Genomic DNA, 22,737 nt, shown 5'->3' with positions numbered 1-22,737 from the left:
GATTGATGAGCTCCCCTGCCCTCGACGTGGACGCCGTCGCCGCCTTCCTGCAAGCGGCCGAGCTCGCCAGCTTCACGCGCGCGGCGGAGGCGCTCGGCTCGACGCAATCGCTGGTCAGCACCCGGATCAAGCGTCTCGAAACCACGCTCGGCCGGCTGCTGCTCCAACGCCATCCGCGCCTCGTGCGATTGACGCCGGAAGGCGAGCGCTTCCTGCCGGCGGCGCGGGAATTCCTGGCGGCGCATGGCCGGGCGCTCGCAGCCTTCACCGAGGAGCCGGAGCGTATCACGGTCGGCATCAGCGAACAGGCGGCGGGGCCCGATATCCCACTCCTGCTCTCGCGTCTGGCGGCGCATGATCCCGGCCTCGTCGTCAATCTCCGGATCGAGCCGTCAAGCCTGCTGGAAGCCGCCTTCGAGGCCGGGGAACTCGACGTCGTGCTGGTCCGACGGGTCGGGGGAGGCAGGACCGGCGAGGTGCTGCGCGAGGATGTCTTCGGCTGGTTCGCCTCGCCTGCGCTGACGCGCCGGCCGGACGCGCCGCTGCCGATGATCAGCCTCGTCACCGAGTGCCGCCTGCGCCGCCACGCCATCGAGGCATTGACCCGCTGCGGCCGGCCCTGGCGCGAAGCCTTCATCGGCGGCGGCATGGCGGCGGTGCTCGCGGCGGTCTCGGGTGGGTTGGGCGTCAGCCCGCTCGCCAGCCGCATCGCGCCGCGCGACGCGGTCGATGTCGGGGCGGATTGGGGCCTGCCGCCGCTCGGCCGCTCGCAGGTCGTGCTGCGCAGCCAGGTTTCCAGCGCACGCGGGCGCTCCTTCGTCCGCGAACTCGCGGTGGCGTTCCGGGGGTGAGCCTCGCGGTAAGGCTGCCGTCATCGGGAATGACGGACCTGCCCCGGAAGAACGGCCCTATCCCAGCACGCGCTCGACCCGGCTGATCTGACGCTTCTCGCGCAATTCGCTGATGATGGCCGAGAGGTGCTTCAGGTCCCAGACCGTCAGATCGATGGTCACATCGGTGAAGTCCGGATTGGGCCGGTTCATCTGGACGGCGTCGATATTGCCGTCATGCTCGGCGATGATCGTGGTGATCTGGGCGAGCGAGCCGGGCTCGTTGATCGACTTCAGCGCGATCCGCGCCGGGAAGCGCTGCGGCACCTTGTCGTCGAGATCCCAGCGAACATCGAGCCAGCGATCGGGCTCATTGTCGAAGGCAGCGAGTGCGGGCGACTGGATCGGGTAGATCGTCACCCCCTCGCCCGCCGTCAGGATGCCGACGATGCGGTCGCCCGGCACGGCGCCGCCTTGCGGCGAGAAGCGCACCGGCAGGTCGCGCCCAAGGCCCCGGATCGGAATGGCGTCGGCGCTGGGCTCACCCGGCAGCTTGAACTTCAGGTTCTCGCCCTTGCCGAGTTCGAACCAGCCCTTGCCGCTCGCCGTGGCCGCGGCCGGCTTGGGCTCGCCGGCCGTGCGCTTCTCCGGCTCCAGATCGGGGTAGACGGCCTTGACCACATCGCCCGAATACATCTCGCCGCGGCCGACGGCGGCCAGCACATCGTCCACGGTGCTGCGCGCGAGGCGTTTCAGCGCCGCCTTCAGCTTCTCGTCGGAGAAGGCCTTCTCGGCGCGCGAGAAAGCGCGTTCGAGGATCTGGCGGCCCAGGCCGGCATATTGCCGGCGCACCGCGACACGGGTGGCGCGGCGGATGGCGGCGCGGGCCTTGCCGGTGACGACGAGGGATTCCCAGGCGGCAGGCGGAGCCTGCCCCTCGGCGCGGGTGATCTCGACCTCGTCGCCGTTCTGCAATTCGGTCAGCAGCGGGGCGATGCGGCCGTTGATCTTGGCGCCGACGGCACTGTTGCCGACATCGGTGTGGACGGCATAGGCGAAGTCGATCGGGGTCGCGCCGCGCGGCAGGGCGATGAGCCGGCCCTTCGGCGTGAAGCAGAAGACCTGGTCGTGGAAGAGCTCGAGCTTGGTGTGCTCGAGGAACTCCTCGGGGCTGTCGCCCTCGGCCAGCAGGTCGACGGTGCGACGCAGCCATTGATAGGCGCGGCTCTCGTCGACGAGCTGCATCGGCTCACCGGGGCGGCCATCCTTGTAGTGGGCATGGGCGGCGATGCCGTATTCGGCGATGCGGTCCATCGAATCGGTGCGGATCTGCAGTTCGACGCGGCTGTGGCCGGGGCCGACCACCGTGGTGTGGATCGAGCGGTAGTCGTTCTGCTTGGGCGTCGAGATGTAGTCCTTGTAGCGGCCCGGCACCATCGGCCAGGTCATGTGGACGATGCCGAGGACGCGGTAGCAATCCTGCGGCTTCTCGACGATGACGCGGAAGCCGAAGATGTCCGACAACTGCTCGAAGGAGACGGATTTCCGCTCCATCTTCTTCCAGATCGAATAGGGGCGCTTGCGGCGGCCATGGACCTCGGCCTCGATGCCGCTGGCCGCGAGCTTGTCCTTCAGATCGCGCTCGATCTCGCCGATGACCTTGCCCTCGCGCGCGGTCACCTCCTCCAGCCGCTTGGTGACGGTGGCATGCGCCTCCGGCTTGATATGGCGGAAGGCGAGCTCCTCCAGCTCCTCGCGCAATTCCTGCATGCCCATGCGGCCGGCAAGCGGGGCGTAGATCTCGATCGTCTCCTCGGCGATGCGCAGGCGCTTTTCCGGCGGGACGAAATGCAGGGTGCGCATGTTGTGCAGCCGGTCGGCCAGCTTCACCAGCAGCACGCGGATATCGTCGACGATGGCGAGCAGGAGCTTGCGGAAATTCTCGCCCTGCGCCGCCTTCTTCGAGACGAGGTCCAGCTTCTTGATCTTGGTGAGCCCGTCGACGAGCCGGCGGATATCCGGCCCGAACAGGTTCTCGATCTCCTCCAGCGTCGCCGCCGTGTCCTCGACCGTGTCGTGCAGCACCGCCGCGACGATGGTGGCATCGTCGAGCTTCAGGTCCGTCAGGATCGCGGCGACTTCGAGCGGATGCGCGAAGAAGGGATCGCCGGAGGCGCGCTTCTGCGTGCCATGGGCGCGCATGGCATAGACATAGGCCCGGTTGAGCAGGTCCTCGTCGGTACTCGGATTGTAGCTCCTGACCCGGTCAACGAGCTCATATTGCCGCATCATGCCCATGCGGGCCCCAGCCTCAGCCTACGATCATTGCAACGCATTATTATTTGCACAGGTCTGGGCGGCAGCAAGGCGCTTTTCCGAGTATCGGGCATGAAAAAGCCCGGCAGTGCCGGGCTTTAGAGCAAAACGGTGAAGAAATTCCCCGACGGGAATCAATCCTCGTCGTCGGCGCTCTCGGTCGGCGGCACAAGGCCGTCGAGACCGCGCAGCAGGTCTTCCTCGCTCATGCGATCGAACTGGACTTCGTTGTCCGAGGTCGCGGCGCTCGTGGGGCTGGCGAGCAGCGGGACGGTCTCCGGCTCCGGCTCGTCGACCTCGACATGCTTCTGCAGCGAGTGGATCAGCTCTTCCTTCAGATCCTCGGGCTTCAGCTTCTCTTCGGCGATCTCGCGGAGCGCGACGACGGGGTTCTTGTCGTTGTCGCGCGCCACCAGGATCGAAGAGCCCGAAGCGATGTTCCGAGCGCGATGAGCCGCGAGCAGGACCAGCTCGAAGCGGTTGTCGACCTTGTCGATGCAGTCTTCAACGGTAACGCGAGCCATGGCGGCTCCTTCCGATCTCGGCGATGCAGGGAGATGAATCTGCGACGGCCATACAGGCAAAGCCGCCGCGATGCAAGAATTTCGCTGGCTGAGATACAAGCCGCCGGCGGCAAACGTCAACCGAGCGGCCGCCCTCCGCGGTCATTCCGGACAAGCCGCATCGCGGCGCCGATCCGGAATCCATCATAGAGCACGGCACCTTACGATGGATTCCGGGTCAAGCCCGAAATGACGGTGGATTCAGGCGCGCATCCGCCGCACCAGATCGTCGAGCGTCGGGTCGAAGCGCGCGCCCTCCTCCGCCGCGGTCTTGCCGCCCATGGCCGGCAGCTCGTGCGGCGCGAGCGCGGCGAAGCGCATGCGCATGGTCGTCGCCACGCCTTCGCCGAAGGCGATGGCCTCGCGGTTGCCGATCGAGGAGAGGAAGGCGATCGTGCTGGCGGAGGCGTCCGAGATCGCCGAGCGGATGATCTGCTGGTCGCGCTCATTGGCGAGGCGCATCGCGAAGATCGTCGAGCACTGCGACATGATCGTCGGGTCCAGCTCGCCCGGGCGCTGGGTCACGACACCGAGATAGGCGCCGTATTTGCGGCCTTCCTTGGCGATGCGGGCGATGGCCTGGCGCGTCGGCGCGAAGCCGAGCTGAGGGTCGGACGGCACATAGCGATGCGCCTCCTCGCAGAGCACGAGCACCTCGATCGCTCCCTGGCTGGCGACCGCCAGCTCGAAGGCGAGGCGCGACAGCACGGAGGCGACCGCATTGACCACCTCGCCCGGCAAGCCGCCGAGCTGGAAGGCCGTGATCGGGCGGCCATGCATGGGAACGCGGAAGATCTGACCGAGGATCGGCGCCATGGTTTCGTACATGTTGGCGCGGCCGAACATGAAGCGATAGCGCGGATCGGCATGGAGCGATTCCAGCCGGACCTTGAGCGAGCGCAGCGCGGCGCGGGGCCAGCGCTGCTCGTGCAGGCCGATCAATTCGTCGATGATAGCGAAGACGTCCTTGAGCCGGTAGGGCGTCGGCGCATCATGGCTCGCCTGGGCCTGCACCGGCTCCGGCCCGGCCGCGCGCGGGCCGCCGATATCGAGCGGGCGCTTCAGCAGCGAGGAACCGAGATCCCGCGCCAGATCCGGCGCGGTCGGCGTGCGGTAGCGGGTGCGCGCCGCGGCCACGACCTCGCGCAGGATGTCGGGCTCGTCGTCCAGCGCCGGACGCCCGCGGAAGACGACCTCGGCCAGCTCCTCCTGCTTGAACATCCAGAACGGCAGATCGAGCGCGTCACCGTCGATCGTCAGCGCAAGCTCGGGAAAGGCGCTGGAATATTCGTTGTGCGGGTCGAGGATGAGCACGCGCAGGCGCGGGCGGACGGAGACGGCCTTGCGCAGCAGCAGCGCGACCGCGCTCGACTTGCCGACGCCGGTGGTGCCCAGCAGCGCGAAATGGCGGGAGAGCATGTCCTGGATGTTCACGGTCGCGGGGATGCTCGCATCCTGCGTGATCTGGCCGATCACCACGCCGCCGCGCTCGCCGAGATCATGCACCAGCGCGAGATCGCCGGTGCGGATGCGGTGTGCGACGGCGCCGATCGGCGGATAGTTGGTGATGCCGCTCTGGAAGCGCGTCTTGCCGTCCGAGCCCTCCAGCACCTCGCCGAGGAACTCGACCTCGATCCGGATCGGATTCTCGGCCGTGTCGGTCCAGGCCGCCTCGACCGCATGCACGCGATAGACCAGCGCCACGATGCGGCTGCTGCCGAGATTGATCGAGATCATGCGGCCGATCGCCCAGGCGTCGCCGGCCAGCCAGCTTCCCGTCGAGACGGCGCTGAGGATCGTGGCGCGCGCGCCGTCGCAGGCGATCACGCGGCCGAGCACGCGCTCCGGCGGCTGCTTCGTGTCGCGCCGGTCCGGCATGGCGTCGCTTTCGAAGATGCCCGATTTCACGGCTAGCTGCATCGCCTTCCCCGTCCCTGTCCCGACCATAAGTAGAGACGGCCCGGTTACGATTGACTTCATGGCGGCCGGCTCATGGATTCGCGGTTAGCAAACCGCAAAGCCGTTCGCTCGCCTTGGCCGTGTCGGGCCCCATCCCGCGGACCGATCAGAATTGGTGGCCCTGCCATCACATTCGCTGCATTGAGCCCAGGGGTCCGTTTCGTTTATGCACGGCGATACGAAATAAGGGGGCGGATCATGGCCGAGCGGCTGCGTCTGGGTGTGAACATCGACCATGTCGCGACGGTGCGTAACGCACGCGGCGGCGCCCTGCCCGATCCGGTGCGCGCGGCGCATCTGGCGATCAAGGCGGGGGCTGACGGCATCACGGCCCATCTGCGCGAGGACCGGCGCCATATCCGCGACGAGGACATGGCCCGGTTTGCCGCGGAACTGACGAAGCCGCTCAATTTCGAGATGGCCGCCACCGACGAGATGATGGCACTGGCGGAGCGCTTCCGGCCGCACGCGGCCTGCCTCGTGCCCGAAAAGCGCGAGGAGCGCACCACCGAGGGCGGCCTCGACGTCGTCGGCCAGCAGGCCCAGCTCGCGCCGCGCATCGCCCGGCTGAAGGCCGCCGGCTGCCGCGTCTCGCTGTTCATCGAGCCGGACGAGGCACCGATCGCTGTGGCGGCGAAGCTGGGCGCGCCCGTCGTCGAATTGCACACCGGAAGCTGGTGCCACGCCGTCGCCGATGGCGATGCCGCGAAGGCCGAGGCGGAGTTCCAGCGGCTGAAGAGCGGAGCGGCCTATGCCGCCGGGCTCGGTATCGAGGTCCATGCCGGACACGGACTCGACTACGCGACGGCCCGCAAGCTCGCCGCGGTGCCGGCCTTCGCGGAATTCAACATCGGCCATTTCCTGATCGGCGAGGCGATCTTCGTCGGGCTCGAAGCCGCGATCACGGCCATGCGCCAGGCCATGGACGAAGGGCGCGCGGCGATTTAAGTCGGAGGCATGATCCTCGGCATCGGCTCCGATCTCTGCGACATCACGCGCATCCAGAAGTCGCTCGACCGCTTCGGCGAGCGCTTCACCCATCGCATCTTCACTGAGGGCGAGCGGGCGAAATCCGACCGGCGCGCGACGCCGGCTGCGTCCTATGCCCGCCGCTTCGCCGCCAAGGAGGCCTGCTCCAAGGCGCTCGGCACCGGGATGCGTGCCGGTGTGTTCTGGCGCGATATGGAAGTGGTCAACTTGCCCGGCGGGCGGCCGACGATGCGGCTCACCGGCGGCGCGGCCGAGCGGCTGAAGGCGATGACGCCGGCCGGTTTCGAGGCCTTCGTCCATGTCTCGCTGACCGACGATCCGCCGATGGCGCAGGCCTTCGTGGTGATCGAGGCCTGGCCAGCCGGCGGCTGACGGCACGGCATGCCAATCCGCGAGAACGGAACAAAAAAAGGCCGGCGCTGGTGGCGCCGGCCTCATTTTGAGCCTGAAAGCTCGAGCCTGGCTTATTCGGCCGGCTGGGTGCCGCTGACGACGCCCTGCGGCTCGTCGCTCAGCCAGCGATAGATCACGCCGCCGAGGATGCCGCCGAGCAGCGGCGCCACCCAGAACAGCCAGAGCTGCTGAAGGGCCCAGCCGCCGACGAACAGCGCCGGACCGGTGCTGCGGGCCGGATTCACCGAGGTGTTCGTCACGGGGATGCTGACCAGATGGATGAGGGCGAGGCCCAGGCCGATGGCGAGCGGCGCGAAGCCGGCCGGCGCCTTGCCATGGGTCGAACCCATGATGATGAAGAGGAACATCATCGTCATCACGACCTCCATCAGGAAGGCCGAGACGAGGTTGTACTTGCCGGGCGAATGCTCGGCATAGCCGTTCGAGGCGAAGCCGCCGGCGAGATCGAAGCCAGGCGCGCCACGCGCGATGACATAAAGGAGGCCCGCGGCGACGATCGCGCCGACGACCTGCGCCACGATATAGGGGACCACCTGCCCGCCGGGGAAACGCCCGCCGGCCGCGAGGCCGACCGTCACCGCCGGGTTGAGATGGCAGCCGGAGATATGTCCGATGGCATAAGCCATCGTGACGACCGTGAGGCCGAAGGCGAGCGAAACGCCGAGCAGACCGATACCCACATTCGGAAAGCCGGCGGCAATGACGGCGCTACCGCAGCCAGCAAAAGTAAGCCAAAACGTGCCGATGGCTTCGGCGGCATATTTCTTTGCATTCATTAAAATAACCCCCGATTGAATACTCGCGAACACTGGCCTTGCGCCGGAGATTCGTCAACATCCGACCTCCGCGTCCGGAGCATGGACGCCGGCTCAACCTTGCTGCTTCTGCTGCATTGCATCATCGGCATGGCAGGCACCGCAGAAGGCCGCCGTCGCCGCGGAATCGCCATAGTGCGAGCGCCTTAACCTCGGCGAGATCGCCAGGCACGACGGGCGGATCGGCGACCCTGCACCGGGAGAGCGCATGGCGGCCCCATCCCCTTGTCAGGGCAGAGGATTGCGCGGAAAAGTGGTTTCCACTTTGCGGCCCGATGCTGTAGACCGCGCGCTGGATCGCAGTCTGGATCACCGCGCGCCCCGGGGGACGCGCGGTGATCCGTATATTTTATGATCGCACCGGATGTGTCCGGAAAGTGGAGTCCGCTTTCCGGTCCGATGCTGCAGGGAGCGCCCGCGTGGCCAACGACATCGACAGCAAAACCAAGGCGGCCAAGGAAGAAGGCGGCATCCTCGAGACGATCAAGGTGGTCGTCCAGGCCCTTCTGATCGCGCTCGTCATCCGCACCCTGCTGTTCCAGCCCTTCAACATCCCGTCCGGCTCGCTGATCCCGACATTGCTGATCGGCGATTACCTGTTCGTCTCGAAATACACCTACGGCTATTCGCGCTACTCGATTCCGTTCGGGCCTCCGGTGATGTCCGGCCGCGTCTGGGCGGCCGAGCCCAAGCGCGGCGACATCGCCGTCTTCAAGCTGCCGAGCGACAATTCGACCGATTACATCAAGCGCGTCATCGGCCTGCCCGGCGACCGCATCCAGATGATCGAGGGCATCCTCAACATCAACGGCCAGCCGGTGAAGCGCGAGCGCATCGCCGACTATGTCACGAGCGACAATTGGGGCCGCAACGTCCCGGTGATCCGCTATGTCGAGACCCTGCCCAACGGCGTGAGCCACGAGATCATCGAGCGCGAGGGCGATACCGGTACCTTCGACAACACCCAGGTCTTCACCGTGCCGCCCGGCCATTTCTTCATGATGGGCGACAACCGCGACAATTCGCTCGACTCGCGCGACCGCAGCGTCGGCTACGTGCCCTTCGAGAACCTCGTCGGGCGGGCGGAGATCATCTTCTTCTCGATCGACGAGGGCGCTTCGGCCTGGAAGATCTGGGAATGGCCCTCCACGGTTCGCTGGAACCGGATCTTCAGCACCATCAAGTGAGCAAAGCGGCTGAAGGCGGGCGCAAGGCCCCGGACACGGCGCGGCTCGAAGCCACGCTCGGACATCGTTTCAACGACAAGGCCCTGCTGGCGACGGCGCTCACCCATATGAGCGCCGAGGAATTGCGGCTGGCGAGCTATCAGCGCCTGGAATTCCTCGGCGACCGCGTGCTCGGCCTCTCGATCGCTGACATGCTGTTCCGGCGCTATCCGCAATCCGAGGAAGGCGATCTCTCGCGCCGGCTCGCCGATCTCGTGCGCAAGGAGACCTGCGCCGAGGTGGCGCAGAGCTGGAATCTCGGCCAGTTCATGCGGCTCGGCGACGGCGAGATCCTGGGCGGCGCCCGCAAGAACAAGGCGATCCTGGCGGATGCCTGCGAGGCGATCATCGGCGCGGTCTTCATCGATGGCGGCTACGAGGCGGCGCGCGCGCTGGTCGAGCGCGGCTTCGGCGAGCGGCTGATGAAGCCGGTGCGCCCCTTGCGCGACGCCAAGACCGCGCTGCAGGAATGGGCGCAAGGCAAGGGCTACCCGACGCCGACCTATAGCGAGCTCGGCCGCTCGGGGCCGGACCACGCGCCGGTTTTCATGGTCGCGGCGAAGATCACCGGGCTCGAGGACGCGGAAGCGCGCGGTCCATCGAAACGGCTGGCCGAGCAGGCCGCAGCCGAAGCTTTTCTGAAACGCGAGGGTTTGTGGAACGACAAGCCGGAGGGCGACAATGTCTGAGGCCAACCAACCCACACGCTGCGGCTTCGTCGCGCTGATCGGCGCGCCGAATGCCGGCAAGTCGACGCTGCTCAACCAGCTCGTCGGCGCCAAGGTCTCGATCGTCTCGCGCAAGGTGCAGACGACGCGCACGCAGGTGCGCGGCATCGCCCTGTCGGGGCCGGCGCAGGTCATCTTCGTCGATACGCCCGGCATCTTCGCGCCCAAGCGCCGGCTCGACCGCGCCATGGTGACGAGCGCCTGGGGCGGCGCCACCGATGCCGACCTGATCGGCGTGCTGATCGACGTCGCCCGCTTCGAGCATGAGGAAAACACCGCGCTGCTGGAGAAGCTCTCCGAGCTGAAGCAACCGAAATTCCTGATCCTCAACAAGATCGACACGGTGGCGAAGGAAAAGCTGCTCGAGATCACCGCCAAGGTGAACGAGCTCGGCCAGTTCGAGGCGACCTTCATGGTCGCGGCACTGACCGGCTACGGCGTCAAGGACATCCTCGTCTGGCTGGAGAAGCGCCTTCCCCTCGGCCCCTGGCTTTACCCGGAGGACCAGATCTCGGATGCGCCGCTGCGCTTCCTCGCCGCCGAGATCACCCGCGAGAAGATCTTCGAGCGGCTGCATGACGAGCTGCCCTACCGCTCGACAGTCGAGACCGAGAGCTGGCAGCAGCGTCCCGACGGCTCGGTCCGCATCGAGCAGACGATCTATGTCGAGCGCGAGGGCCAGCGGAAGATCGTGCTCGGCGAAGGCGGCCAGACCATCAAGGCGATCGGCCAGAAGGCGCGCGTCGAGATTTCCGAGGCGGCCGAGGCCAAGGTGCATCTCTTCCTGTTCGTGAAGGTGCGCGAGAACTGGAGCGACGATCCGGAGCGCTATCGCGAGATGGGGCTGGAGTTCCCCAAGGGCTGAGCCGGGCACGGGACAGCCTCCATGCGCAGCGAAAAGGACAGGATGCTCGCGGGCGAGCTCTATCGCGCCGACGATCCCGAACTGGTCGCCGATCAGCGCCGCATCAGCGCCTGGATGGAACGCTTCAACGCCACCACCGCCTGGCCGGAGGAGAGGCCCGCGCTCTTGCGCGAAGCGCTCGGGCATGTCGGGCGTGACGTCACCATCCGGCCGCCCTTCCATTGCGACTACGGCTACAACATCAGCCTGGGCGACGGGGTTTTCCTGAACTTCAACTGCGTCATCCTCGACGTGGTCGCGGTGGCGATCGGCCAGGGCACGCAGATCGGGCCGGGCGTGCAGATCCTGACGGCCGACCATCCGCGCGATCCCGGCGAGCGTGCGCGGATGCTGGAATTCGGCCGGCCCGTCGGCATCGGCCGCAACGTCTGGATCGGCGGCGGCGCGATCATCCTGCCCGGTGTCACGATCGGCGACGATGCCATCATCGGCGCGGGCAGCGTGGTCACGCGCGACGTACCGGCCGGCACGACCGTCGCCGGCAATCCGGCGCGTCCCCTCGGCCGCAGATAAGCGGGCCGTGGATGGGTGCCGGACCGATTGCCGCAAGCCCCGCCCGCTTCACCGGCAGCCCCAACGGAACGGGCCTACGCGACAGATCGCCACGCAATTGTCATATGAAACGAGGCCATTCTCCGTGAATTGACATTGTTCCAACGCGATTGGCCCCCATCTTGAATATTTGATGACATTTCAGCAGGAGTTGTTGCCATGGCCGCCTCACCGCGCATTGCGCTGTTCATCGACGGCGCCAATCTTTATGCAACCTCGAAGCAATTGGGCTTCGACATGGATTACCGCCGGTTGCTGCGCGAGTTTCAGGGACGCGGCAACCTGATCCGCGCGTTCTATTTCACCACGCTGGTGGAGAGCGAGGAGTATTCCTCCATCCGCCCGCTGGTCGACTGGCTCGATTACAACGGCTATCGCGTCATCACCAAGGCTGCCAAGGAGTTCACCGATGCGACCGGGCGCCGGCGCGTCAAGGGCAACATGGATATCGAGCTGGCGATCGAGATGCTCGAGCTCGCGCCGCATCTCGACCAGATCTACCTGTTCTCCGGCGACGGCGACTTCCGGCCGCTGGTCGAAGCCGTGCAGCGCAAGGGCGTGAAGGTCTGGGTGGTCTCGACCATCTCGACCAACCCGCCGATGGTCTCCGACGAGCTGCGCCGCCAGTGCGACGAATTCCTCGACCTCGCCCAGCTCATGCCGAAGATCGGGCGCGACCCGGCCGAGCGCAGTGCCCGCAGCGGCGGCGCGCCGGGCGGGCCGGTGACGCCCGGCAATCCCGGGCTGGAGCGGCGCTACGGCATCCGCCAGGGCGACGAGCCGGTCGAGGGGTGAGTTTGGCGCGGGACCGGCGCCCTACCCGCCGCTCTTCAGCAACCGCTGCTTGTCGCGGTTCCAGTCGCGCTCTTTCTCGGTCTCGCGCTTGTCGTGGAGCTTCTTGCCCTTGCCGAGGCCGAGCTCGACCTTCGCCCTGCCCTTGTCGTTGAAATAGACCTTGAGCGGGATCAGGGCCATGCCCTCGCGCTGGACCGCGCCCATCAGCTTGTTGATCTCCCGCCTGTGAAGCAGGAGCTTCCGCGGCCGGCGGACCTCGTGATTGAAGCGGTTCGCCTCGAGATATTCCGGAATATGGGCGTTGAACAGGAAGAGCTCCGTCCCCATCGGGCCGGCATAGCTCTCGCCGATCGTCGCCTTGCCGCCGCGCAACGACTTGATCTCGGTCCCCTGCAGGGCGATGCCCGCCTCCACGGTTTCCTTGATCTCGTAGTTGAAGCGCGCCTTGCGATTATCGGCGGCGAGCCTGTAGCGCTCTGGATCGGGCTTTTTCATGCGTTCCCGCCGAATCCATGTTCCCTGACGAGCGCCGCCATCGCCTGCGATTCCGATTCAGGATCGGCGCTCAAGCCGTTGAGAACGCCAAGCTTGTCATCCTCGCGCCGGTTCTGGCTGAGCTTGAACTTGCCGATGATCGAGGCGATCTCGACCTCGATGCCGACGATGCCGCGGGTCTGTGCCGCGATGAAGGGCTCGGGCGCGTCGGTCACGGCCCAGGGCTCGGCGCGGGGCGCCTCCTGCTGCCGCGTCAGCGATTCGAGCTGGGCGCGCAGCCAGGCGGGGTCCTCGATGGTGCGGGCGGAACCGCGCACCTGCACCGTGACGTAATTCCAGGTCGGCACGACCTTGCCGGTCTCGCGCTTGGTCGCATACCAGGCGGGGGTGACGTAGCGCTCGACGCCGGTGAAGATCACCAGCGTCTCAGCACCGGCCGCGATCGCCTTCCATTGCGTGTTGGGTCGGGCGAGATGGGCCCGCAGCACGCCGTTCTCTCCGATATCCTCATGCAGGACGAAGGGCACGGGATTGGCGATCAGGCCGCCCTCGCCCACCGTCACCAGCGTGGCGAGCGGATGCTGGCGGATGACCGCATGCAGTTGCGCGCGGTCCTCGACCTTGAAGTGACTGGGCTCGTACATCGTTCCGGTATCCCTGGCTTCGGCCGGGGCGACCGGTCGAACACAATCCCTATTTAGGCATTCATCAGCCCGGCGAAAACCATGGCCTCGCGGATCACCTTCCCCGTCGCCGGCGTCACCGGCAGCAGCGGCAGGCGGATCTCCTCCTCGATGCGGCCGAGCAGCTTCAGGCCATGCTTGGCGCCGGCGAGGCCCGGCTCCTTGAAGGTGGCGTCATGGAGCGGCACCAGCCGGTCCTGCACCTTCAACGCCTTGGCGTAATCGCCCTTGAGCGCGGCCTCCATCAGGTCGGCGCAGAGGCGCGGCGCGACATTGGCGACCACCGAGATGCAGCCATGGCCGCCGGCCGCCATATAGGCCAGCGCCGTCATGTCCTCGCCCGAGAGCTGGATGAAATCCGGCCCCATGGCGTGGCGCTGCTGCGAGACGCGCGCGAGGTTGGCGGTGGCGTCCTTCACTCCGGCGATGTTCTTGAGCTCGTAGAGCCGGACCATCGTCTCGACCGACATGTCGACCACCGAGCGCGGCGGGATGTTGTAGATGATGATCGGAATGCCGACCGCGTCGTTCACCGCCTTGAAATGCTGGTACATGCCCTCCTGGGTGGGCTTGTTGTAATAGGGCGTGACGACGAGGAGAGCGTTGGCGCCCGCCTTCTCGGCGTGGACGGCGAGGTCGATGGCTTCCGTCGTGTTGTTGGAGCCGGCACCAGCGATGACCGGAACGCGGCCCTTGTTCTGGGCGACGACGATCTCGACGACGCGCTTGTGCTCGTCATGGGAGAGCGTCGGGCTCTCGCCGGTGGTGCCGACCGGGACGAGGCCGGTCGAGCCGCTCTCGATCTGCCAATCGACCAGCGCCCGCAGTGCAGCCTCGTCGACCTTGCCGTCTTTGAACGGCGTGACCAGAGCGGGCATCGAGCCGGTAAAGGCGGGGTGCTTGGTCATGAGGACGATCCTGAAAGGCAGAAACACGGGGTTACGGGCCGTCACACATAAACCCTCACCTCGCCAAGGCAAAGCCAACAACCCATGAAATTGCGTGGCTTCATAGTTAAGCTTTCATCAACCCGCTTCCCCGACCATCATCCGATGCCAGCACGAGGATGGAGACACGCCATGGCCTCGCCTGCCCTCCGGCGACGATTGCCGGGCGTCCTGCTGCCTCTGATGCTCTGCGCCTCCACGACCCGGGCGGGCGACGACGGCATGCTCGCCAGCCAGCAGACGCTGGCCATGATCCGCGACGTCGAGACCACCAGCTCGCTGCCGCCCTATCCCCCTGCCGCGCTCCCGGGAGACGAAACGGTCAATCTCGAGATGGTGCGCTCGGCGGTCGCGGCCTATCGCAAGGGCGCGCTGGCGGACGGCGACGCCCTCGCCGCGCGGATCGACGAGCCGGGCACCCGCGCTTTGCTGGAATGGGTCGCGATCCATGCCAATGCCGGGGTCGTGCCCTTCACGCGGATCGACGCCTTCCTGCGCGATCACCCGAACTATCCGGCCACCACCCGGTTTCGACGCCGGGCCGAGGAGGCCCTGATCGCAGAAAAGAAGAGCCCCGCCGTCATCCGCGCCTTCTTCCACGGCCGGCAGCCGGTTTCACCCTCCGGGCGCATCGCGCTGGCGCTGGCGCTCAAGGACGAAGGCAAGAGCGACGATGCGCTCGCCCTCATCCGGCAAAGCTGGCGCAAGGACCCGTTCGGGCAGGCGCTGGAGAAGATCGTCCTGGCGCAGTTCGGCGATGCCTTGACCAGGGAAGACCATCGCCTGCGCACCGAGCGCTACCTGTTCCGCCAGGATGGGCCGGCGGCCCTGCGCAGCGCCGCGCGCGTCTCGGCCGACTATGTCCTGCTGGCCCGTGCCCGCCTCGCCAGCGCCGGGGCCCGGCGGCCGATCTCCGAGAAGCTGATCTCGGCCGTGCCGGCCTCGTTGCGCGGCGACATCTCCTTCGCCTTCCTGCAGGCGCAGCAGGCGCGGCGCGGCGACAAGCTCGACGATGCCGCCAAGGCCCTGACGGCCATTCCGCGCGACCCGGCGCTGCTGGGCGACGGCGATGGCTGGTGGGAGGAGCGGCGCATCCTGTCGCGCAAACTGCTCGATGCCGGCAATGCGCAGAAAGCCTATGAGGTCGCGGCGGGGCATGGCGCCGAGGACGCGCCCGAACGCATCGAAGCCGAATGGCAGGCGGGCTTCATCGCATTGCGCTTCCTGAAGAACGCCGAGGCGGCGCTGAAGCATTTCGACGCTGCCGCCACCGTGGCGGAGACGCCGATTTCGGTGGCGCGCGCCGCCTATTGGCGCGGTCGCGCCTATGAGGCGCTCGACAAGCCAGAAGAAGCGAAAGCGGCCTTCGGGAAGGCGGCCGAACAGCCCGTCGCCTATTACGGGCAGCTCGCGCGGGCGAAGCTCGGCCTGCCGGACCTGCCGCTGCGGCTCACCGCCGCCGCTGGCCTCGATATGTTGCCGGGCCATCGCGGCGTGCGCCTGCTCTACAAGATCGGTGAGCGCGACCTCGCCAATCTGATGCTCGCCGATCTGGCGCAGCGCCTGCACACGGCCGCCGCGCTGGAGACGATCGCGGCCATCGCCCGCAGGGAGGCCGATGCGCGCACGCTCGTCGCCATCGGCAAATCCGCGCTGCAACGCGGCTTCCCGCTCGACCAGGCGGCCTACCCGACCCATGGCGTGCCCGATTTCGACGTGCTGGGCGATCCGATGGAGCGCGCCATCGTCCACGCCATCGCGCGGCAGGAAAGCGCCTTCGACCCGACCGCCATGTCGCAGGCCGGCGCGCGGGGGCTGATGCAGATGATGCCGGCGACCGCCCGCGAGACGGCGCGCCGGGCCGGCCTGCCCTTCGACTGGGAGAAGCTGGGCCAGGACCCACTCTATGCGGCGCGCATGGGCGCGGCCCATCTCAACGACCTGCTCAGGGAATGGCGCGGCTCCTACATCCTGACCTTCGCCGCCTATAATGCCGGCTCGCCCAATGTGAAGAAGTGGATCGCCGCCTATGGCGACCCGCGCGATCCGGAAGTCGATGCCGTCGACTGGGTCGAGCGCATCCCTTTCTCCGAGACGCGCAACTACGTCCAGCGCGTGATGGAGAATCTGCAGGTCTACCGGCAGCGGCTGAACCAGCGCACCGCCTATCTGATCGACTACGACTTGAAGCGGGGCGGCCGACGCGATTAGCTCGGGGGATGGACACCGGCTTCGCTTCCCGCTTCTTCACAGCTTCCGACGGGCTCAAGCTGCATGCCCGCGATTACGGCCCCCTCGCCTCGCCGGCGCTGCCGGTGATCTGCCTGCCCGGCTTCGCCCGGACCGCCGCCGATTTCCACGAGGTCGCGCTCGCATTGTCGCAGGACGAGACGAAGCCGCGCCGCGTGCTCGCGCTGGATTATCGCGGGCGCGGCCTCTCGGCCTATGACGCCAACTGGAAGAACTACGACATCCGCGTCGAACTCGACGATTTGATGCAGGTGCTGGTGGTCGCCGGCATCGAGCGGGCGGCGTTCATCGGCACCTCGCGCGGCGGCCTGCTCACCATGGCCCTGGCGGCGGCGCGGCCTGCCGTCATCACGGGCGTGGTGTTCAACGATGTCGGCCCGGTCATCGATGCGCGCGGCCTGCTGCGCATTCGCGGCTATGTCGGCAAACTGCCCAAGCCGCGCAGCTTTTCGGAAGGCGCGGAGATCCTGAAGCGGCTCTCCGACCAGCAATTTCCGCTGCTGGGCGATGCCGAGTGGGACTTGATGGCGCGGCGGACCTGGACCGATCGCGACGGGCCGCTCAGGCCGGACTACGACACCAACCTGATGAAGGTGCTGGAAGAGCTCGACCTCGAAGCGCCGCTGCCGGTGCTCTGGCCCTATTTCGAGGCCTTGCAGGGCGTGCCGGTTCTGGCGATCCGCGGCGCGAATTCCGACCTGCTCGCCGAGAAGACCTTGCAGGAGATGGCCGAACGCCACCCGGATTGCGAAACCCATGTCACGCCCGGACAAGGCCATGCGCCGCTGCTCGGCAGCAAGGACATGATCCGCCGCATCGGCAAGCTCATCGCCAAGGCGGAGCGGCGGGCGGGCTAGATCGCGGCGCGTCCGGTCCGATGCGTCAGGATTTCGCCTTCGCGCGCTCGGCCTTCAGCGTGCGCGAATGCTGCGTGTCGCCGCCATGGGCGAGGATTCCGGCGTCCTCGCGCCAGTTCTCGGAAAGGCCACGGCCGGGCGCCCCGGCGAAGGCGGAGGCATAGCGCATCTCCTCGTCGCCGAGAGCGGCGATCTGGTCGAAATGCCAGATGCCGAGCCGGTTGAGATCGGCTGCGATCGCCGGTCCGATGCCCTTGATCAGCGTCAGATCGTCGGGCTTGCCATCCCGCGCCGCGGCGAGCAGATGTTCCGGCCGCCGCCCTTCGAAGCCGTCGCCTTCGAGCGCCGCGACATTGCCCTGCCCGGCCGAGCCGTCATCACGCGAGGTCTCGACGAGCCCGGCGCGGGCGCGGTCGGCGAATTCCGTGGTCGCGCCGGTGGCCAGGCGCTTCGCCTGACCGACCCAGTCCTCGCGCTCGATGCGGCCGGGAAAAGCGAGATAGCCCCCGATCCATTCGACGTTCTCCGGAGTCCAGGCGGCGATCTGCTCGAAATGCCAGATGCCGAGCCCGTGCAGGCGCCCCTCGTTCTGCCGGCCGATCCCCTTGATGAGCTTGAGGTCGTCGGCCTTGCCGCCGCGCGCCTCGGCCAATGCGGCAGGCCTCTGGCCGGGCAGCGCCTCCTCGTTCTCGACGGGCGGAAGCGTCCGGCCGGCATCTGCCGGTGCCTGAACCGCGGCAATGGCGGGCTCGTTGGCCGCAACCGGCACGGCCGTCGATACGGTCGCAACCGAGGCGGTGGCCGTTTCCTTCACATCATCGTCGAGCGGGTGCAGCAGCGTGCCCGCCACGCAGCCGAGCCAATAGACCGCGACGAAGAGCAAGGCCGTTTCGAGCCACATCGCCGCCACGCCGTTGACGAGCTGCAACCAGGCCAGGACCGCGCCGCAAAGCCAGAGCAAGGCAACGAGGCTCCAGCCACGACTCCAGAAGCGACGCGCTGACCCGCTCTGGCTGATCCAGCCGATGACGAAGCCCAGCACGAGAGCGGCCAGGAGAAACCAGACGAACTGGCTGGCGAGATAGAGCATGGTCCCCTCCCTACTTCGCCACCGTGAACTGAACCCGGCGGTTCATCTCGCGCGCCTGGGCGGCGCCATAGGGCAACAGCGGCCGCGTGCTGCCATAGCCCTTCACCACGAGCTGGGCGGGATCGATGCCGCGCCGCGCCAGTTCGTCCCGCACGCGCTCGGCCCGCCGCATCGACAGGTCGAAATTGTCGAAGCCGCGCCATTCGCCGTCGCGATTGGCGTGGCCCTCGATGGTGACGCGCGCGCCCGGGCATTTCTTCAGAATGGACGCAGCCTCGCCGATGACGCGCTCGGTCACGGGATCGAGATCGACCACCGCGGTGCCTTGCGCGAACAGCACCGGGTTCTGCCGGGTCAATCCGTCGAGGTCGTTCTGGCAGCTCGCCGGCGGATCGACGACGCAACCGGTCTGGCGCTGGCTGACGACGACATCCGCGGAGAAGCCGGGCGGCAGGCCCGTCGCGGCGCTGGTCTCGACCTCGCTCCTGATCAGGTCCCGGCAGGTGAGGCCCCGCAGCATAACCGTCCGGTCGGTGAGCGTCGCCGAGCCGATGTCGAGCCGCAGCAGATCGGCGAGCACGGCCCTGGCGGCCTGGGCGAAGCCGTCCGGTGCCCCAGGCAGAATCACGGTCGTGTCCTCGAGCTTGCCGGCGAGCGGCGTTTCCGCGACGAGGGCGTGCAACGCCGCGCGCGCCACCTCATCCGGCAGGTAGCCGGAGAAGGCCGCGCCACCGCGATCGGCCGAGAGCGACAGGCCATAAGGCCGGACCGTCACCGTTGCCATGGCGGACGGCAGCACGAGTCCCGCGGGGCGGGCACCGGCCAGCAAGGCCTGCAAGCCCTGCCAGCCTGCCGCATCGGCGGCTTCGCCCGCGATCGAGAGGGCATTGTCGCGGATCTGGACCGATCCGGCCTTGAGCTTCGACAGCGCTTCCAGCGCGTAGCCGGCCGAAGCGGCGAAATCGGAGGCAGAGGAGCCGCCCGCCGCAAGCTCCATGCGGTCCTCCACTGTCGCACCGCCGAAGAGCCGTCCGGCCTGCGCGAGAAGGCTGGCTTTGGCCCCCGCATCGGGCACGGCCCCGGACAGCGTCAGCCGCTCTCCGGAAAGCCGGGCCGTCCAGGGGGCGACCGGAACCGGTTTCGCCGGCGGTGCCGGCGCTTGCGGCGCGGCAGCCGAAGCCGCGGGCGGCGCTCCGGATGGGGATGATTGCCCCCGAGTGCCGGGATCGGGCGCGGGCGCCGGAATCACATCATGCAGGACCGGGCCCGGAATCTCCGGCAAGGGCGGCATGACCGGCTCAGGGGGCGCCGGGGGGCATTCGATCGTCGCCTGCGCGACCGAGTCGGGACCGTCAAGCTGCGCGATCTGCAGCCGGAGCGCCTGGCAGGCGGCATAGTCGCTCGGGCCGAGGCCCGAAAGCGTATAGGCATCGCCGTCGATCTCCGCCTTGCCGGATCTGAGCCGGGCCAGTTCCGAAGCGGCCCGCCTCACCTTGGCGAGGAAAGCGGACGGCGCGCCGACGCCCGGCAACATCCCGTCACGGATCGCGACAGGTGACGGAAAGGCCGTCTGGAAGGCTGCGAGAATCTGCCTTCGCGTCGCCTCGTCGGGAACGAAGCCTTGGATCTCGACCGCGTCGGGCGTCGCGTGGGCCGCGCTCCAGCGATAGGGCGAGATCGTCGGCGGCTCGAGACCGCAGGACACGGCGCTGAACCCGGCAACCGGGGGCTTCGTGCCGATCGCCTCCAAGGCCAGGAACGCCTCGGGGCTTGCGGCCTTGCCCTCGATGCAGAAGCGACCGTCATCCAGCGCGATCCGCCCGGTCGCCAGCCGAGGCAAGGCGGCGATCATCGCGGCGCTCATCGCCGCGAATCCCTGGGGAGCACCGAAAGCGACCGTCTGGCGATCGTCGATCCTGAGACCCGGCAAGGCCGCGCCGGCTGCGGCGACATTGGCATCCGCGACCGCGAGGTCGGGCACGAAGCCACCGATGGTCACGACATTGGGCAAGCGGCTGACGAACCAGGAATAGGGCTTCTGGGCAACGACCTGGGACAGACCGCCGAGAGCCCGGCGCACGCCGAACTCCCCGCGCAGTTGGGCCATGGCCTTGGCCGCCCCGTCTGACGACATGACCTCGCCGCCGATCGTGACGTCGCGCCCCTCGACCTGCGCGGTCACCGGCCTCGCCCCCGGAGTGGCTCCCGCGCTCGCCTCCACGGCCCGCTCGGCCCGGTTGGCGACATCCCGCTGGATCGCATCGTCGAGAAGCAGATTGCCCGCGCCCCAGAGCAGCGCCAGCGGAATCACGCCCCAGAGCCAGCGCGTCGGTTGAGACATCGTTCGCCCCTCATTCCCCGCCGCCCCCGCAGCGAAGCCAGCCAGATCGCAGCCACGCATCCGCGCGGACGCAACGTCGCGATCCGTTCCTTTATCCCAACACAGGATCGTTCCGACAAGGGGATGCCACGTTTCGGGCCAAGGCTCCAGCCCATCGCCTCGATGGCATTGCAATCAAGGGGTTGGAGCCAATTCCCAAGTTATCGAATCAAGCTGGCGCAGCGCCGTTGTCACCCGCCAGCACCATGCGTCGGGCCGCTCGGCTCAATCAGTCCGGATCGGCCGGAGCCGCCAGCGACGACTATCGGCGGACAGATAGACAACAAAAAAGCCCCGGGTTTCCCCGGGGCTTCCGACTAGGATCGCGAGAGGCGATCAGAAGTCGCGCTGGATGCGCAGGCGGCCAGCAACCGAGTCTTCCGACTTGATGCCGAGGAGCGCGCTGCGAGCGTTGCCGTTGTTCACGAGGCCGACCGGCGAACGAACATCGAGGTGCGAGTAGAGCACTTCGACGCCGATATCCAGGCCGGAGACCGGCGACCAGATCAGGTTGGCAGCGAGCAGGAACTCCTTCGGGTCAGCCGAGCGAGCGGTGACGCCGTTGAAAGCAACCGCAGCGGCGTCGAGGTACTTGAGCTTCAGCTCAGAGTACGAACCGGTGATCTCGGTGCGCAGGGTGGGGGTCCAGAAGTGGCGGAACGCCGCAACAACCGACCAGCCCTTCGAGTTCTCGACATTGCCGGTGATCGGGTTGATCGCGGCATCAGCCAGCGTCAGACCACCGATGCGGCCGAGGCCGAGGCTGCCAGCGGACCAGCCGAGGTAGCCGAGAGCGCCGTCAGCATAAGCAGCCTGCAGCCAGAAGGCGTCGCCAGCGGCGAGCATCGGCAGGTTGATCTTCACGCCGCCCTGGACGGCCCAGATCATCTCGTCGCCGTTGACAGCGTTGAGAGCCACAGCCGTGGCGTACTTACGCTGGCCGACAGCGCCGGACAGCTGAGCCGAACCCCAGCCCTGATCGACGCGCAGCGACGCGATCAGATCCGGATAGTCCTGGCCCTGAACGAAGGCCGCACCAGCGCCGCCGCCGACGAGCGGGTTGAAGGAGACGCCCGGCAGCTCGCGGCCGACGGTGCCCGAGGTGCGGTCTTCCGCCGAGATCGTGGCCGAGAAGCCCGAACCGAAGGTGGCGGTGTAGGCCAGCAGGTTGACGCGCGAGTCAGCCGTACGAACCGAAGCGAAGTTCAGGTCCGAAGCGTAGAAGTCGAAGAACGACTGAGCGCGACCAGCGGTGATCGGGCCGAACTGGACGAAGGCCAGGTCGAGCAGCGAGCCGGTGGAGGTCGACGAAGCGCCGCGGACGAAGCCCGGGACGGTCGCGCCGACGTTGAACGGGGTGACGCCGCCGGCGCCGTAGATGCCGGTGTTGTTCGTCAGCTCGTAGCGGATGAAGGTGCGCAGCGTGCCGTAGGCGGTCGCGGTGCGGACGTCGATGTTCAGACGGCCACGAGCGCGGGTGCCGTAGGCATCCTGATAGTCGCTGTAGCGGGTGCCGATAGCGTACTCGGCGCGAACGCGGCCCGAGATGCGCAGGCAGGAGTCGGTGCCCGGGATGTAGAAGAAGCCGGCACCGTAGGCGGTGCAGACGCGAACGTATTCGACCGGAGCGGCCTTCCGCGAGGGAAGGTCAGCGGCCTGAGCCCCGGCGACCGCGGCGATGCCGGCGGCGGAACCGAGGAGGAGGCTCTTGACGAGCTTCATTTGGTAACCTCCAAAAGAGTTTCGAGACCCTCGGGCTTCGGCTTGCCCCCCGCCCCAGACTTGGCGTCTGATCGCAGAACCTGCCTCTTCCCGGTCTTTCGCCCACGTCCCTGACCCAATTCAGAGGCGAAGACGAAAAACAGCGACCGGGAACGTCCCGACGCATTTCCACCATACGAAAGCGGACTTGCCGATCAACC

General features: G+C 67.5%; 20 protein-coding genes. 10 read left to right on the top strand and 10 right to left on the bottom strand.

Going from position 1 to position 22,737, the window contains the following annotated elements:
• Positions 1-5 precede the first annotated feature (5 nt).
• Positions 6-851, top strand: coding sequence for a LysR family transcriptional regulator (locus IED13_RS03690; protein ID WP_191123421.1), 846 nt, complete (start codon positions 6-8; stop codon positions 849-851).
• A gap of 57 nt (positions 852-908) precedes the next feature.
• On the opposite strand, the gene IED13_RS03685 is transcribed toward IED13_RS03690, so the two are convergent.
• The 3 genes from IED13_RS03685 to IED13_RS03675 all read right to left on the bottom strand — a co-directional run bounded on the left by IED13_RS03685 (position 909) and on the right by IED13_RS03675 (position 5,629).
• Positions 909-3,122: a RelA/SpoT family protein gene (locus IED13_RS03685; RefSeq protein WP_038368850.1), complete on the bottom strand. Its 2,214-nt coding sequence runs from the start codon at positions 3,120-3,122 to the stop codon at positions 909-911.
• 158 nt (positions 3,123-3,280) lie between these two features.
• The gene (gene rpoZ / locus IED13_RS03680; protein WP_038368333.1) at positions 3,281-3,670 is read right to left on the bottom strand and encodes a DNA-directed RNA polymerase subunit omega; all 390 of its coding nucleotides are present in this window, start codon (positions 3,668-3,670) and stop codon (positions 3,281-3,283) included.
• 240 nt (positions 3,671-3,910) lie between these two features.
• The gene (locus IED13_RS03675; RefSeq protein ID WP_191123420.1) at positions 3,911-5,629 is read right to left on the bottom strand and encodes an ATP-binding protein; all 1,719 of its coding nucleotides are present in this window, start codon (positions 5,627-5,629) and stop codon (positions 3,911-3,913) included.
• 234 nt (positions 5,630-5,863) lie between these two features.
• Here IED13_RS03675 and IED13_RS03670 point away from each other — a divergent pair, with 234 nt between their 5' ends.
• Both IED13_RS03670 and acpS read left to right on the top strand, forming a co-directional pair.
• Positions 5,864-6,616, top strand: a complete 753-nt coding sequence (locus tag IED13_RS03670; RefSeq protein ID WP_191123590.1) for a pyridoxine 5'-phosphate synthase — start codon at positions 5,864-5,866, stop codon at positions 6,614-6,616.
• A 9-nt stretch (positions 6,617-6,625) separates the two neighbouring features.
• Positions 6,626-7,030, top strand: coding sequence for a holo-ACP synthase (acpS, locus tag IED13_RS03665; RefSeq protein WP_191123419.1), 405 nt, complete (start codon positions 6,626-6,628; stop codon positions 7,028-7,030).
• 92 nt (positions 7,031-7,122) lie between these two features.
• Here the strand turns inward: acpS and aqpZ are convergent, their stop codons facing one another.
• Positions 7,123-7,848, bottom strand: a complete 726-nt coding sequence (gene aqpZ / locus IED13_RS03660; RefSeq protein WP_038368335.1) for an aquaporin Z — start codon at positions 7,846-7,848, stop codon at positions 7,123-7,125.
• Positions 7,849-8,306: 458 nt separating this feature from the next.
• On the opposite strand from aqpZ, the gene lepB reads away from it, so the two are divergent.
• The 5 genes from lepB to IED13_RS03635 all read left to right on the top strand — a co-directional run bounded on the left by lepB (position 8,307) and on the right by IED13_RS03635 (position 12,113).
• Positions 8,307-9,074, top strand: a complete 768-nt coding sequence (gene lepB / locus IED13_RS03655; RefSeq protein WP_191123418.1) for a signal peptidase I — start codon at positions 8,307-8,309, stop codon at positions 9,072-9,074.
• Positions 9,071-9,802, top strand: a complete 732-nt coding sequence (gene rnc / locus IED13_RS03650; RefSeq protein ID WP_260368319.1) for a ribonuclease III — start codon at positions 9,071-9,073, stop codon at positions 9,800-9,802. Before lepB ends, rnc begins: the two co-directional genes overlap by 4 nt.
• A complete protein-coding gene (gene era / locus IED13_RS03645; protein WP_191123417.1) occupies positions 9,795-10,706 on the top strand; it encodes a GTPase Era in 912 nt (303 codons plus the stop codon). Before rnc ends, era begins: the two co-directional genes overlap by 8 nt.
• Before the next feature lie 21 nt (positions 10,707-10,727).
• Entirely contained in the window at positions 10,728-11,279 is a 552-nt protein-coding gene (locus tag IED13_RS03640; RefSeq protein WP_191123416.1) for a sugar O-acetyltransferase, read from the top strand.
• Between the two features lie 198 nt (positions 11,280-11,477).
• Positions 11,478-12,113 carry a LabA-like NYN domain-containing protein gene (locus IED13_RS03635; RefSeq protein ID WP_038368345.1) on the top strand — a complete coding sequence of 212 codons (636 nt, stop codon included), beginning with the start codon at positions 11,478-11,480 and terminating at the stop codon, positions 12,111-12,113.
• Positions 12,114-12,134: 21 nt separating this feature from the next.
• Here the strand turns inward: IED13_RS03635 and smpB are convergent, their stop codons facing one another.
• Genes smpB through dapA form a run of 3 tightly spaced genes read right to left on the bottom strand, consistent with a single transcriptional unit; the run spans position 12,135 to position 14,199 of the window.
• Positions 12,135-12,608 carry an SsrA-binding protein SmpB gene (gene smpB / locus IED13_RS03630; protein ID WP_038368346.1) on the bottom strand — a complete coding sequence of 158 codons (474 nt, stop codon included), beginning with the start codon at positions 12,606-12,608 and terminating at the stop codon, positions 12,135-12,137.
• Positions 12,605-13,252, bottom strand: a complete 648-nt coding sequence (locus IED13_RS03625; RefSeq protein WP_191123415.1) for an FMN-binding negative transcriptional regulator — start codon at positions 13,250-13,252, stop codon at positions 12,605-12,607. Before IED13_RS03625 ends, smpB begins: the two co-directional genes overlap by 4 nt.
• A 53-nt stretch (positions 13,253-13,305) precedes the next feature.
• Positions 13,306-14,199 carry a 4-hydroxy-tetrahydrodipicolinate synthase gene (gene dapA / locus IED13_RS03620; protein ID WP_191123414.1) on the bottom strand — a complete coding sequence of 298 codons (894 nt, stop codon included), beginning with the start codon at positions 14,197-14,199 and terminating at the stop codon, positions 13,306-13,308.
• Positions 14,200-14,370: 171 nt separating this feature from the next.
• Here dapA and IED13_RS03615 point away from each other — a divergent pair, with 171 nt between their 5' ends.
• On the top strand, positions 14,371-16,449 hold the full coding sequence (locus tag IED13_RS03615) for a lytic transglycosylase domain-containing protein (protein ID WP_191123413.1): 2,079 nt from the start codon (positions 14,371-14,373) through the stop codon (positions 16,447-16,449).
• An 8-nt stretch (positions 16,450-16,457) separates the two neighbouring features.
• Positions 16,458-17,345, top strand: coding sequence for an alpha/beta fold hydrolase (locus tag IED13_RS03610; RefSeq protein ID WP_191123412.1), 888 nt, complete (start codon positions 16,458-16,460; stop codon positions 17,343-17,345).
• A gap of 25 nt (positions 17,346-17,370) precedes the next feature.
• On the opposite strand, the gene IED13_RS03605 is transcribed toward IED13_RS03610, so the two are convergent.
• The 3 genes from IED13_RS03605 to IED13_RS03595 all read right to left on the bottom strand — a co-directional run bounded on the left by IED13_RS03605 (position 17,371) and on the right by IED13_RS03595 (position 22,537).
• Positions 17,371-18,435 (bottom strand): hypothetical protein, encoded by a 1,065-nt coding sequence (locus IED13_RS03605; protein ID WP_191123411.1) that lies wholly within the window; start codon positions 18,433-18,435, stop codon positions 17,371-17,373.
• Positions 18,436-18,445: 10 nt separating this feature from the next.
• Complete coding sequence (locus IED13_RS03600) at positions 18,446-20,776, bottom strand: OmpA family protein (protein ID WP_191123410.1); 2,331 nt, start codon at positions 20,774-20,776, stop codon at positions 18,446-18,448.
• A 375-nt stretch (positions 20,777-21,151) separates the two neighbouring features.
• On the bottom strand, positions 21,152-22,537 hold the full coding sequence (locus IED13_RS03595) for a porin (RefSeq protein WP_191123409.1): 1,386 nt from the start codon (positions 22,535-22,537) through the stop codon (positions 21,152-21,154).
• Positions 22,538-22,737: the final 200 nt, after the last annotated feature.

Origin of the sequence: Allobosea spartocytisi (genome assembly GCF_014764685.1) — a bacterium.
In the GTDB taxonomy this organism is placed as follows: domain Bacteria; phylum Pseudomonadota; class Alphaproteobacteria; order Rhizobiales; family Beijerinckiaceae; genus Allobosea; species Allobosea spartocytisi.
This window is presented reverse-complemented; position numbering and strand designations above follow the sequence as displayed.